This window comes from Paraburkholderia silvatlantica (genome assembly GCF_003096715.1).
Lineage (GTDB): Bacteria > Pseudomonadota > Gammaproteobacteria > Burkholderiales > Burkholderiaceae > Paraburkholderia > Paraburkholderia silvatlantica.
Genome location: NZ_QEOL01000007.1, coordinates 259,268 through 270,932 on the forward strand (window position 1 = coordinate 259,268; position 11,665 = coordinate 270,932).

Here is an 11,665-nt window from a genome sequence, read left to right on the forward strand (position 1 = left end):
CCGGGTTGCGGCTGGGTTGCGACGGGGTTGTGGTTTAACGTGCGCCGATCACGTCCGCGCAGGCCTGCTCGAAGCGCGCAAAGCCTTCGTCGAGGTCAGCGTCGGCAATGATGAGCGAGGGCGCGAAGCGCAGCACGTCCGGCCCCGCAATCAGCATCATCACGCCGCGGTTCGCAGCCGCCGCATTGAAGTCCTTGGCGCGGCCCGCAAAGCGCGCATTCAGTTCGGCGCCGATCAAAAGCCCCTTGCCGCGCACTTCCTTGAACATGTCGAAGCGCTCGTTGAGCTTCGCGAGCTTGCGGCGAATCGCTTCACCGCGCTCACGCACGCCCGCCAGCAGCGCCGGATCGCTCACCAGCTCGACCACCTTGCCCGCAATCGCGGCGCCCAGCGGATTGCCGCCATAGGTCGTGCCATGCACGCCCACCTTGAAGTGCGCGGCAATCGCTTCGGTCGTGAGCATCGCGCCGATCGGGAAGCCGTTGCCGAGCGCCTTGGCCGTCGTGAGGATGTCGGGCGTGACGCCCGTCTCTTCGTACGCATAGAAGTGGCCCGTGCGGCCCACGCCCGTCTGCACTTCGTCGAAAATCAGCAGCGCACCGTGCGCGTCGCACGCTTCGCGCAGCGCGCGCAGGAACGCGGGATCGGCGGGAATCACACCGCCCTCGCCCTGCACCGGCTCGACGATCACGGCGCAGGTCTGCGCGCCGATGGCGCGCTTCGCCGCTTCGATGTCGTTGTACGGCAGATGCGTGATGCCGCCCGGTACGGGGCCGAAGCCTTCCGAGTACTTGGGCTGGCCGCCCACGCTGACGGTGAAGAACGTGCGGCCGTGGAACGACTGCGTGGACGAGACGATCTCGAACTTGTCGGCGCCGTGCCGATCGAACGCGACGCGGCGCGCGAGCTTGAGCGCCGCCTCGTTGGCTTCGGCGCCCGAGTTCGCGAAGAACGCGCGGTCGGCGAACGTGAGCGCTTCGAGCTGTCGCGCAAGACGCAGCACCGGCTCGTTGGTGTAGCCGTTGCCGATGTGCCAGAGCTTGCTGCCCTGCTCCTGCAGCACGCGCAGCAGCTCCGGATGCGCGTGGCCGAGCGAGGTCACGGCGATGCCGCAGGCGAAGTCGATGTAATCGCGGCCCTCGGTATCCCACACGCGCGAGCCGACACCGCGATCCGGCACGAACGGCGCAGGCGAGAAACACGGCACCATCACTTCGTCGAAGGTCTGGCGGCTCACAGTCTGGTCGTTCATGGCGATTCCTCTTTTACTCAGTGCGTGTCGAATTCGGGGTCGGTGTGCGTCGGGGCCATGCCCTTTCGCTCAGGCAGGCTTTGCATGGGACGGGACCAGGATGCTGAAGCATCCGGTCCCGTCGACACCTGTGCAGTGTAGGCAAGCTGCGCGCAAACGTCTTGCGCAGGCGCGACGCGTTTTTTCGCACGGAACCTGCAGGGTCCGGGCGCGTGCTGCGCCGCGGCAGCGCTCACTGAACCTCCGGCGGCTCCACGAGCGCGCCCGCGCGCGGCTCGGCGGCGGCCCCGCCGTGCTGGCGCTCGATCCAGTTGCGGCGATCCTCGCGCGGCGTGACGCCGAAGCGCTCGCGGTACGCATTCGAAAAATGCGCCGCTGAAGAAAAACCGCACGCGAGACTGATCTGCACCACCGACTTGCTGGTGCGCTGCAACTGCGAGCGCGCCTTGGCGAGGCGCAAGCCGAGATAGTACTTCGACGGCATGGCGCCGAGGTACTGGCGAAAGAGCCGCTCGAGCTGCCGCCGCGACACGCCCACGAGATTCGCGATCTCGTCGGTGGTGAGCGGGTCCTCGATATTCGCCTCCATCAGCTTGAGCGCGTCGTTCAGGCGCGGGTGCCGCTCGCCGGGCGCGGTCACGAACGGAATGCGCTGGCGCTCGTCGCCGCTGCGCAGCGTGCTGGCGCCGAGCGCGTCGGCAATGCGCTCGGCGAGTTCCGGGCCATGGTCGCGGCCGATCATCGCAAGCATGAAGTCGAGCGTGGCCTGGCCGCCCGAGCAGGTCGCGCGGTCGCGGTCGATTTCGTAGATGTGCTGCGTGACGATGGTGCGCTCGAACTGCTCGGCGAACTGCTGGAACGTCTCCCAGTTAGCGGCCACGCGGTAGCCCTGCAGCTGCCCCGCCATCGCGAGCCACCAGATGCCGTGGTGAATGCCCGTGACGAGCGGCGTGCGCTGCCCCACGCGCGCGAGGCTCGCGAGAAAGAGCCGGTAGTCGGCGAACTGCTGGTAGCGCTCGGTGACGACGATGAGCCAGTCGGCTGAAACCGCGTCGCCGAACGCGCAGTCGGCGGGCCACTGGGCGCCGCCCGCGAGCGGCACGGGGCGGCCGTTCCACGAGCACATCTGCCAGCGGTACAGCGCGCGGCCGTCGATCTCGTTGGCGAGACTGAGCGCGTCGACGATCGGGCCCACGCCCGACATCGACACGGGCGGGAGCGCGACGATCGCCACCTGGGCCGTGCGGCCGGCGCGCGCGAGCGGCGCCTGGCCGCCGGGCGCGGCGGCGGCAACGGCAGCGGGAGGAAGAACGTTGGAACGGACCATCGGCGAGACGAGGCGCGAGACTGAACGCGCCGCTTACTTGAGACTGCCCGAGAGGAACTGGCGCAGACGGTCGCTCTTCGGCGCGCCGAGCACATCGGCGGGCGCGCCCTCTTCCTCCGTGCGCCCCTGGTGCAGGAACATCACATGATTCGAGACGTTGCGCGCAAAGCCCATTTCGTGGGTGACGACGATCATCGTGCGCCCTTCTTCGGCGAGCTTTTGCATCACCTTGAGCACTTCGCCCACGAGTTCGGGGTCGAGCGCCGAAGTCGGCTCGTCGAACAGCATGACGTCGGGATGCATGGCGAGCGCGCGCGCAATCGCCACGCGCTGCTGCTGGCCGCCCGAGAGATGCGAGGGATATTGCTTCTCCACGCGAGGCGCGAGGCCCACTTTCTCCAGATACTGCCGCGCGCGCTCCTCGGCTTCCTTGCGCGGCACGCCCAGCACGTGCACGGGCGCTTCCATCACGTTCTCGAGCACGTTCATGTGCGACCAGAGGTTGAAGTGCTGGAACACCATCGCGAGCCGGGTGCGGATGCGCTGCAATTGTTTGTGATCGGCCACGTCCAGATCGCCGTTGCGGCCCGCCTTCGTGCGCACGGCCTCGCCGTCCACGACGATCTCGCCCGCGTTCGGCTTCTCGAGGAAATTGATGCAGCGCAGGAACGTGCTCTTGCCCGAGCCGCTCGCGCCGATGATGCTGATCACGTCGCCCTTCTTCGCGTCGAGCGAGACGCCTTTGAGCACCTCGTTGTCGCCATAGCGCTTGTGGATGTCGCGCGCGACGAGCTTGCTATCTGAGGATTGCGTCTGAGCCAAGATGGTCTCCAGTTTCCGGTGTTCCGGTGAATCAGCGGGTGCGCACGGCGAGATGGCCGAGCCAGCGTCTTTCGGCGCGGCGGAACGCGGCCACCAGCACGAACGATACCGCACAGTAGATCAGCGCCGCGAGGCCGAACGACTCGAACGAGCGGTAGGTGGCCGAGTTGGCGTCGCGCGCCACCTTGAGGATGTCGGGCACCGTCGCGGTGAAAGCCACCGTGGTCGCGTGCAACATCAGGATCACTTCGTTACTGTACAGCGGCAGTGCGCGGCGCAGCGCCGAAGGCAGGATCACGCGCCAGTACATCGTGAACGGGCTCATGCCGTAGGCGCGCGCGGCTTCCACTTCGCCGTGCGAGGTGGCGCGGATCGCGCCCGCGAAAATCTCCGTCGTGTACGCACAGGTATTGAGCGCGAACGCGAGCACCGCGCAGTTCAGGCCGCTGCGGAAGAACGCGTCGAGCAGCGGCTCCGAGCGGATGAACGCGAGACTGTACACGCCCGTGTAGATGAGCAGCAACTGCACATAAAGCGGCGTGCCGCGAAACACGTAGGTGTAGAAGCGCACCGGCAGCGAGAGCCAGCGGCGGCGCGAGACGCGCGCCACCGCGAGCGGCACCGCGCACACGAAGCCGAAGGCGACGGAGATCACGAGCAGCCACAGCGTCATCGCGAGACCCGAAACGTGCTCGCCATCCCAGTAGAGGAACGCGCGGCCGAATTGCTGAATGATTTCGTTCATGACGGCCGTGTCCTCACAGTTGCGCGTGACGCACGCCCACCGAATAGCGGCGTTCGAGCCAGACGAGCGCGAAGTTCGAGAGCGTGGTGATCGCGAGATAGATGAGCGCCGCGATCACGAGGAAGAAGAACAGGTTGAAGGTGCTGCGGCCCGCGTCCTGGGCAGCCTTCACGACATCGGCGAGACCGATGATCGAGACGAGCGCCGTCGCCTTGACGAGCACCTGCCAGTTGTTGCCGATGCCGGGCAGCGCGAAACGCATCATCTGCGGAAAGAGGATGCGGGCGAACACGCGCGCGCCGCTCATGCCGTAGGCATGGCCCGCTTCGAGCTGGCCGCGCGGCACCGCGAGAAACGCGCCGCGGAAGGTTTCGGTGAAGTACGCGCCGTAAATGAAGCCCAGCGTGACGACGCCGGCCACGAACGGATCGATGTCGATCTGCGCCATGCCGAGCGCGTCGGTGGCCTCGTTCACGCCGATCTGGATGCTGTAGAAGAGCAGCAGCATCAGCACGAGGTCGGGCACCGAGCGGATCAGCGTCGTGTAGGCGGTCGCCGCGGCCGCGAGCGGCCGGTTGAACGAGAGCTTGGCCGCCGCGCCCGCAAGACCGAGCAGCACGGCCACGCCAAGCGAGAGGAGCGAAAGCTCGATGGTCTGGATCGTGCCGGCGAGCAGCACCGGGCCAAAGCCGTAAAGGATCACGCGCGTCTCCGGAACAGAATCGTTTTGTCGTTTCGGGCGGCCTCGCGCGGCACATGCACGCCGCCGAAACCGATGAACTGGCGCGGATCGTCTCAGTGCAAAATGGATTGCTCAAACTCGGGCGGCGCGGATATTGCAGTGCAGCATCGCGGAGCAACGCATGGCCGCGTGCGGATCAGGCCCGCACAGCCGCGGGCGCGATGCTTTTGAAAGGCGGAAAACCAGGCCCCGGCACGCGAGGCGCGCGGGGCATTTACGCAAGTTTGGGGTCGCTTTTTCGATAGGTGCGCGGCGTGCGACCCGGCGACCCGACGACCCGGTCGCAGCTTATACCGTGCGCGTTTGCGTGCCGCGTGCGCTGCCGGCGCGGGCATTCGCGCCAGGGAGCTTTTCGGCGAGCGCGCCGAAAAGCAGGCCGATCGTGGTCCAGAGGATGACCTGCATGCCGATCGACACCGTGCGGAACTTCCACAGCAGCACGGCCGGGAAGGCGGCGGGCACCTCGTCGATGGTCGGCAGCGCGAGCTGAATCGCGCCGATCACGACGACGAACAGCACGAGCGCCACGATCGAAGCGTTCCAGACGCCCAGACGCGGCACGAACGCAGCCCGCACCTTGAGCGAGAACACCGACACGGCGATCGAGATCGCGATCATCAGGAAGAAGAGCCCGGTGCGATAGCCGATCGTCTCCGGGTCGCCGACCGAGGGTGGATTCGCCGGATACTTGATGTTCGGCACCATGTAGATCGCGACGAACGCCGCAAGCGCGAGCCAGGCCGAGAGCGCGCGCGGCGAAAGACGCCCCACGCGGCCGTTCGCATACGCGAAGACGAGCGCGAAGAGCCCGCCGATCGACGCGCCATAGACCATCACGCCCGTGAAGAGTCCGATGCCCGCCTGGGTCTTGCGGCTCACGAGTTCGGGTTCGGGCGCCCCACCCTTCGCGGCGTCGAGCTTTTCCTCGAAGGAAATCGCCTGATCGACCGGCGGCTCGCCCGCGATCTTCGCGAAGCCGAACGTGAGAAGTCCCGCGGCGATGCCTGCGAGCATGCCGCGTATCAGCAACTTGCCAACCATGTTCAGCTCCCCGTCAGTGGCAGGGAAAGCCGAGCAGATGGCGCCCGTCGTGAACGAATTCGTGGACGTACATGCCCGGCACGAGCGCGGTTGCGCCTTGCTCGGCGCCCACGAAATACAGGGCCAGCAGCAGCATGAGGCCGCCGAAGATCGCCCAGGGCAGGATCTCTCGCAACGGAATGGGCGCCGGCGCGGCCGGTGCGTGCTGCAAGGGGAATGTGGTCTCGGACATGCTGACTTCTCCTGGGGTTACGCGCCCCGTTAGTCGTTGAAAGAGGGGTTCACGACGCGCAGGTCTGACTTCCGTTGCTTCGATTCAATCGACATTCAATCGACGGCAACCGGTTACAGTGGCGCGACCGCGCCGGACTTGCACCGGCTTCCGCGTGTCGTGGAGCCTGTATTCTACGCGCTGCGACGGCTGGACTCGGTCAGAATGTCAGCCATAACGTAGCGACGCGTAAGGAAAAGCATGTCGACGACAGTCTGGCTGGTGAGCCATGCGGCGAATGCCGTGCTGCGCTCGGGCACGTTCCTGCAAGCGCCTGACGTGCCTGTACGGGGCGATGACGCCGAAGAGGCGCTCGAGGCGCGCGCGCGCGAAGCGCTTGCCGCATGGCGCGAGCGCTGGCACGCGCGCCTCGCCATCGGTAATCGCAATGGCGAGGCGCTGCGCGCGCTCACGAGTCCCGCCGCGATTGCCCGCGCGAGCGCACGCGCGGCGGGCTTCGCGGGGGCAGCACCGAGTGACGCGCTCGCCGAAACCGCGTTCGGCGCGTGGCAAGGCCGGCGCATGACGGATCTCGCGCGTGAAGCGCCCGAAGCCCTTGCGGCCTGGACGCGCGATCCAGGTTTCAGGCCGCCGGGCGGCGGCGAATCGTTCGACGATGTCCGCGCGCGCGTCGGCGCCTGGCTAGATGCGCTTCCCGGCTCCGGGCACAACGTGATCGCGTTCACGCACGCGAGCGTGATCCGGGCGGCGATTCTTCACGCGCTGGGCGCGCCGTCGCCGGGTTTTCGCTCGATCGAAATCGCGCCGCTTTCCGCGACGGCGCTGCGCCGCACGCAGCATGGGTGGGTGTGGCTCGCGGCGATGGACTGAGGCCAGGGACGGCACTCCTTGATCTGCGTACCTGCGCCGCGAACATAGCGCGTATCAACACGTTGACACACGCACAGTCGAAGCCTAGCATCGGTCCTGTATCAACCACGTAGATACACAAAGATCGGGTATGGACATCAAACTCAATACGTTATTGGCCAGACGGCTAATTCAGTACGAGGACGAAATGGCGATACAAACCCTGAAGCGATGGGGAAACAGCCTTGCGGTGCGCATTCCGGCCAGCCTCGCCGGCAAGCTCGCGTTGGCGGAGGGGCAGGAAGTCGAACTGGAAGTCGAAGACGGATCGCTCACGGTTCGCCCGCATACGGCGATCCGGCGCTTCTCGCGCGAGCGCTATTTGCAGCAGTTGCGCGAGAGGAAGCTCGAGCCGCACCCGCTCATCGACTTCGGCCAGCCGCAAGGAACCGAAATCGGCGGCCCCGATGACCCCACGCGTTTCGACCCATGGTAAGGAACGCATGAAAAACGGAACACCAGGCGCAGGCGACATCCTCTGGCTCAACGTCGGGCCGGGCGCAGGCAGTGAGCAGGACGGCTATCGTCCTGTGCTCGTCCTCACGGACGCCGAGTTCAATGAACTCACAAGCCGCTTCGTTGGGCTGCCGATCACCAGCACGGTTCGCGGGTGGGAATCGGAAATCCCGATCAGCGGCCTTGCCAGGCCCTGCGTCGCGATGGCCGACCAGCTCACCACGCTTTCCCTGGCGGGCAGAGTCTGGCGGCACAAAGGAGAAACGGCGACAGCCGGGGAACTGGAGGCGGCAAAATTCGCCGTCGCCGGCATTCTGGACCTGTAGCCAGCCGGGCACTGGAATCGCCTTAGTCCAGCCCCAGCTGCGCCTTGATGGCCGGCATCATGTACTGCACGGCCGCGCGCCCTTCCTCGATGGCGGGCCCGGCGCGATGAAAGTCGAAGATCCCCATGCCGCCCAGGCGCGGCTGGATCAGCACGTCGGCAGGCTCGCCTGCTAGGCGGCTGCGCGTAATGCGCACCTGCATGATGTCGATGCTCTGGGCCACCGAGCTCAATACGGAAGGCACGCGCGTGCTAGGCGGCGGCGCCACGCGCACGTCTGGCCCGCCCGACGCGCCGGGGCCGGCAGGCTGCAGCCAGCGCGGGAAGCGCTTGCCGTTGCGGCGCAGCAGCGGTTCGGGCGCCGCTTCGCTGCTTTCAGCGCCGCTGTCCGCCCCGGCAGCCGATGCCGCCGTCGCCGCGTCGCTCGCCTCCACGGGCAGCTCGCGCGGCATCGTGTCGATCGCGCCGCCCAGGTCGCGGCCGTTGAGAATGTCGTGATTGAGGTCGATGGCGATCACGGTGTCGGCGCGCATCGCGCGCGCGGCGGACACCGGCACCGGGTTGCTCAGTCCGCCGTCCACGAGCCACACGCCGTCATGCCAGATCGGCGTGAAGATGCCGGGAATCGCGATCGAAGCGCGCACGGCGTCCACCACGCCGCCTTCGCGCAGCCAGACTTCGCGCCCCGTGTCGAGTTCGGTGGCGACCGCCGTGAACGGCAGCCCCAGGTCGTCGATCGAGCGGCCGTTGAACTGGTGCGCAAACAGGTCGATCACCTTGCGCCCGCCGAGCAGCCCGCCCGAAAAGCGCAAGTCGAGCAGGCGCACCACGGTCTGCCAGGTGAGCTTGCCCACCCAGTCCTCGAGCCAGTCGAGATCGCCGTTCGCGTACACGGCGCCGACCAGCGCGCCGATCGACGTACCGCACACTACGTCGGGCTTGATGCCCGCTTCCTCGAGCGCGCGAATCGCGCCGATATGCGCCCAGCCGCGCGCCGCGCCGCCGCCGAGCACGAGTCCTACACGCTTGGGCCGTCGCCGGTTCATCATGCGCGCCTCCCTGCGTGTTTTTGAGTCAACGGGGTCAGTGCCCGCGAATGATGTCCGAGCGCGAGGTCGTCGTGACCCGCCCGTCCGGTCCGAAATGCACGTTGAAATACGCTTCGGGCGTCACGCCCCCTTCCAGCCACTTCCAGCTCCACACCGTCTCCTTCTTCAAGCGGTAGCCGGCCACCTGCCCAGGTTTACCGAGCAAACGCCGGACCTCGTCCTCACTCATGCCGACATGGACCTTTGCGAAGTTCTCCGCCGTGAGCGCCTGGGTGATGGCCACGAGCCGCCCGTTCGGACCGATGTCGACCATCCAGGTCTTGAGGCCCTGCGGGCCGCGCGGATATTCGAGGCGGCGCGAGCCGTCGTCGAACACGCGCTCGGTCTCGGGCTTGCCCATTTGCTCGCGCACCTGCTCCAGCGTGGAAACGCCGGGCGTGAGGCCCCTGAGCAGCAGCGCGTCGGGCTTCACGGAATCGAAGAACGCCTTGAATCCCTGCCGGATGGTGTCGAGCATGGCATCGAACTGGCGATCGTCGCAGGCGGAAAGCGTGAACGCCGCCGCGGCGGCGCACGCGAGCGCGAGCGAACGCGTGAGTGAAAACGTGGGCTTCATGTCCTTGCTAACGCATCAACATGGGCTTGCGTCTACGCGCGCCGATCCGGCGCGCACCGACATGCCCACAATGTACCGTCAATGGACCTGATCCTGCTGTGCGTCCCGCTTCGGGCGGGGCGCGCGTGCGTACACGCTCGCCGCGGCGGGCAGCGCGCCTGCAGGCTGCGCGGCGGCCTGCGCGCCGCGGCGCAATGCGCGACGCGTGCGAACGATTTCCGCGGCCTGCCACGAGAGCAGCGCGAGCACGCCGAACACCACTTCGCGCATGCGCTTGACGAGCGCGAGCGAGAACGCCACGTCCTGGCTCACGCCAAAAAGCTGCGCGAGCAGCACCACGGCGACTTCCTGCACGCCGAGGCCGGCGGGCACCATGAAGGCGGCATGGCGCACGGCCTGGGTGATGGCCTCGATGGCGAGCGCGTCGCCGACCGTCACCGGATGGCCGAGCAGTGCGAGCGCCCACCACGTCTCGAACGCGCCGAGCATGTAGCCGCCAAGCTGCCAGAAGAAAGCGCGAAACATGAGGCCCGTGCGCGACATCAGCGCGTCGAGATCGGCGTCGAGCTGCTTGCCGTCGAGACCGGGCATGAGCGGATTGTCGGCGCCGAGCAGCCGCGCGGCCCATCGTTCGATCGCGTGGAAAACGCCGCCGCGGCGCACCAGGAATACGGCAAGCACAGGCAGCGGCGCCGAGAGCACGAGCGCCAGTGCGATCGTGACGATAGTGCGCAGCGAACCGCCATCGCCGGTCGCCGCCACGATCAGCACGACGCCGAGCGCCGAGAACGCGTATTGCACGGCGATCGTCACGAACACCTCGACGATCACCGAAGCCGTGACCTCGCTCGCATTGCGCACCTTCCAGCGCGCGAGGCGAATGCCGGCGAGCTCGCCGCCCACACCGACTACGGGCAGCAGCCGGTTCACGGCCTCGCGCACGGTCGCGATCCACCAGAGGAACGTAAGCGATGCGCGCTTGTCGAGCAGGAGGCGCCACGCCTGAGCGTCGAGCAGGAGCGGCAGCGCGTGGAACGGCACGAGCCAGAGCAGCATGGGGCCTGCCGTGCCAATCACGCGCAGCACGTCGTGCGCGCCGTTATGGACGACGAGCCCGATCAGGATGGCGATGCCGACCGGCAGGCCCAGCCATTGCAGCCACTTCATGACACCTGCACCTCGGGGCCCCGCGGCGCCGCAGGACCTGCGTCCGACGCCGCGCCGAAGAACACGTCGGTGAAGCCGCCCCGGCGCACGCCCGCCTGTGCGAGCGCTGCGGCCACGCGCGGCGAGATCAGCGCGCCGAATTCGTCGGCATGGCGATACGTCTGCATCGACGGCGTGATGGGCGCCTCGCCCGCCTCGCCGGCAAGCGCTGGGTGGCAGTAGATCTCGCCCACGCCCTGCGCGGGCAGATGCGCGAGCGCGTCGAGCACGGCAGCCTCGTCCATTGCGCCCGTCTTCGCGATGCCGACCACGTAGTCGTTGTGCGCGACCCCAGCACGCGCAAGCCGCGCGCGCACGAGCGCGAGCCAGGGCTTGAGCGCGAACGGCGCGCCTGCCTCGAGCGGCAGACGCATCGCGCGCAGACCGTAGTCGCGCCCGATCTCGAGGATCAGCCCGAGCACCGTGGGATGCAGATGAAAATGCTTGTGCGTGTTCACGTGATCGAGCGCGAGCCCGGTCGCCGCGAACGCTTCGAACTGCGCGCGTATCTCTTTCGCGAGTTGCCTGCGCACGTGCGGCAGGAAGAAGAAGCGCACGCCGTCGCGGACCATGTTGTCGCCGAAACGGCCTTGCGCGTCGACGAGCGCGGGAATCCGCGCGCGCGGCAGCATGGCCGCGCCATCGGCCAGCACCAGATGCAGCCCCACGCGCAAACCCGGCGTGCGGCGCGCCCGCGCTACGGCGTCTGCCGCGGCGGGCGCGGCCACCATCAGGCTCGCGCAGTCGAGCACGCCCTCGCGATGCGCGCGCTCCACCGCCGCGTTGACCCGCTCGTGCAGGCCAAAGTCGTCGGCGGTGAAGATGAGCGCGCGCGCATCGTGAGACGAGCGCTCCATCATGCCTCGTGCGCGCGCAGGAAGCGGAAGAACTCCACGCCTTCGCGCAGACGCCGCTTCATCATGTCCCAGCTCGTGAGCATCTC

General features: G+C 67.6%; 14 protein-coding genes and 1 riboswitch. Of the genes, 3 read left to right on the top strand and 11 right to left on the bottom strand.

Translation table 11 applies throughout. The features are described from left to right. Positions 1 to 34 precede the first annotated feature (34 nt). The 7 genes from C7411_RS12665 to C7411_RS12695 all read right to left on the bottom strand — a co-directional run bounded on the left by C7411_RS12665 (position 35) and on the right by C7411_RS12695 (position 6,161). Entirely contained in the window at positions 35 to 1,252 is a 1,218-nt protein-coding gene (locus tag C7411_RS12665; protein ID WP_110384627.1) for an aspartate aminotransferase family protein, read from the bottom strand. 232 nt (positions 1,253 to 1,484) lie between these two features. Then, positions 1,485 to 2,456 carry a GlxA family transcriptional regulator gene (locus C7411_RS12670; RefSeq protein WP_243413136.1) on the bottom strand — a complete coding sequence of 324 codons (972 nt, stop codon included), beginning with the start codon at positions 2,454 to 2,456 and terminating at the stop codon, positions 1,485 to 1,487. Between the two features lie 156 nt (positions 2,457 to 2,612). Continuing rightward, positions 2,613 to 3,404: an ABC transporter ATP-binding protein gene (locus tag C7411_RS12675; protein WP_373682585.1), complete on the bottom strand. Its 792-nt coding sequence runs from the start codon at positions 3,402 to 3,404 to the stop codon at positions 2,613 to 2,615. A gap of 28 nt (positions 3,405 to 3,432) precedes the next feature. Then, the gene (locus C7411_RS12680; protein ID WP_110384630.1) at positions 3,433 to 4,146 is read right to left on the bottom strand and encodes an ABC transporter permease; all 714 of its coding nucleotides are present in this window, start codon (positions 4,144 to 4,146) and stop codon (positions 3,433 to 3,435) included. Between the two features lie 13 nt (positions 4,147 to 4,159). Next, on the bottom strand, positions 4,160 to 4,849 hold the full coding sequence (locus C7411_RS12685) for an ABC transporter permease (RefSeq protein ID WP_110384631.1): 690 nt from the start codon (positions 4,847 to 4,849) through the stop codon (positions 4,160 to 4,162). Between the two features lie 327 nt (positions 4,850 to 5,176). Continuing rightward, the gene (locus tag C7411_RS12690) at positions 5,177 to 5,929 is read right to left on the bottom strand and encodes a CbtA family protein (RefSeq protein ID WP_110384632.1); all 753 of its coding nucleotides are present in this window, start codon (positions 5,927 to 5,929) and stop codon (positions 5,177 to 5,179) included. A 13-nt stretch (positions 5,930 to 5,942) separates the two neighbouring features. Then, positions 5,943 to 6,161, bottom strand: coding sequence for a CbtB domain-containing protein (locus tag C7411_RS12695; RefSeq protein ID WP_110384633.1), 219 nt, complete (start codon positions 6,159 to 6,161; stop codon positions 5,943 to 5,945). Positions 6,162 to 6,199: 38 nt separating this feature from the next. Next, a riboswitch (cobalamin riboswitch) is annotated at positions 6,200 to 6,359 on the bottom strand. Positions 6,360 to 6,401: 42 nt separating this feature from the next. On the opposite strand from C7411_RS12695, the gene C7411_RS12700 reads away from it, so the two are divergent. From C7411_RS12700 to C7411_RS12710, 3 genes are all read left to right on the top strand, one after another. Further along, a complete protein-coding gene (locus C7411_RS12700; RefSeq protein WP_110384634.1) occupies positions 6,402 to 7,031 on the top strand; it encodes a histidine phosphatase family protein in 630 nt (209 codons plus the stop codon). A 187-nt stretch (positions 7,032 to 7,218) separates the two neighbouring features. After that, entirely contained in the window at positions 7,219 to 7,506 is a 288-nt protein-coding gene (locus tag C7411_RS12705) for an AbrB/MazE/SpoVT family DNA-binding domain-containing protein (RefSeq protein WP_110384635.1), read from the top strand. Between the two features lie 7 nt (positions 7,507 to 7,513). Next, a complete protein-coding gene (locus C7411_RS12710; RefSeq protein WP_110384636.1) occupies positions 7,514 to 7,852 on the top strand; it encodes a type II toxin-antitoxin system PemK/MazF family toxin in 339 nt (112 codons plus the stop codon). 22 nt (positions 7,853 to 7,874) lie between these two features. Here the strand turns inward: C7411_RS12710 and C7411_RS12715 are convergent, their stop codons facing one another. The 4 genes from C7411_RS12715 to hpnK all read right to left on the bottom strand — a co-directional run bounded on the left by C7411_RS12715 (position 7,875) and on the right by hpnK (position 11,579). Beyond that, positions 7,875 to 8,900, bottom strand: a complete 1,026-nt coding sequence (locus tag C7411_RS12715) for a patatin-like phospholipase family protein (protein ID WP_110384637.1) — start codon at positions 8,898 to 8,900, stop codon at positions 7,875 to 7,877. Between the two features lie 34 nt (positions 8,901 to 8,934). After that, entirely contained in the window at positions 8,935 to 9,516 is a 582-nt protein-coding gene (locus C7411_RS12720; protein WP_110384638.1) for a hypothetical protein, read from the bottom strand. 78 nt (positions 9,517 to 9,594) lie between these two features. Then, positions 9,595 to 10,683: a lysylphosphatidylglycerol synthase domain-containing protein gene (locus C7411_RS12725; RefSeq protein ID WP_110384639.1), complete on the bottom strand. Its 1,089-nt coding sequence runs from the start codon at positions 10,681 to 10,683 to the stop codon at positions 9,595 to 9,597. After that, positions 10,680 to 11,579 carry a hopanoid biosynthesis-associated protein HpnK gene (gene hpnK, locus C7411_RS12730; RefSeq protein WP_110384640.1) on the bottom strand — a complete coding sequence of 300 codons (900 nt, stop codon included), beginning with the start codon at positions 11,577 to 11,579 and terminating at the stop codon, positions 10,680 to 10,682. Before hpnK ends, C7411_RS12725 begins: the two co-directional genes overlap by 4 nt. Positions 11,580 to 11,665 lie beyond the last annotated feature (86 nt).

Coding starts and splice junctions, on each gene's coding strand:
- C7411_RS12670 (WP_243413136.1), bottom strand. CDS start 2,456: ATGTCGGGCGTGGGCCCGATCGTCGACGCGCTCAGTCTCGCCAACGAG.
- C7411_RS12710 (WP_110384636.1), top strand. CDS start 7,514: ATGAAAAACGGAACACCAGGCGCAGGCGACATCCTCTGGCTCAACGTC.
- C7411_RS12715 (WP_110384637.1), bottom strand. CDS start 8,900: ATGATGAACCGGCGACGGCCCAAGCGTGTAGGACTCGTGCTCGGCGGC.
- C7411_RS12725 (WP_110384639.1), bottom strand. CDS start 10,683: ATGAAGTGGCTGCAATGGCTGGGCCTGCCGGTCGGCATCGCCATCCTG.
- C7411_RS12720 (WP_110384638.1), bottom strand. CDS start 9,516: ATGAAGCCCACGTTTTCACTCACGCGTTCGCTCGCGCTCGCGTGCGCC.
- hpnK (WP_110384640.1), bottom strand. CDS start 11,579: ATGGAGCGCTCGTCTCACGATGCGCGCGCGCTCATCTTCACCGCCGAC.
- C7411_RS12705 (WP_110384635.1), top strand. CDS start 7,219: ATGGCGATACAAACCCTGAAGCGATGGGGAAACAGCCTTGCGGTGCGC.
- C7411_RS12690 (WP_110384632.1), bottom strand. CDS start 5,929: ATGGTTGGCAAGTTGCTGATACGCGGCATGCTCGCAGGCATCGCCGCG.
- C7411_RS12695 (WP_110384633.1), bottom strand. CDS start 6,161: ATGTCCGAGACCACATTCCCCTTGCAGCACGCACCGGCCGCGCCGGCG.
- C7411_RS12665 (WP_110384627.1), bottom strand. CDS start 1,252: ATGAACGACCAGACTGTGAGCCGCCAGACCTTCGACGAAGTGATGGTG.
- C7411_RS12700 (WP_110384634.1), top strand. CDS start 6,402: ATGTCGACGACAGTCTGGCTGGTGAGCCATGCGGCGAATGCCGTGCTG.
- C7411_RS12680 (WP_110384630.1), bottom strand. CDS start 4,146: ATGAACGAAATCATTCAGCAATTCGGCCGCGCGTTCCTCTACTGGGAT.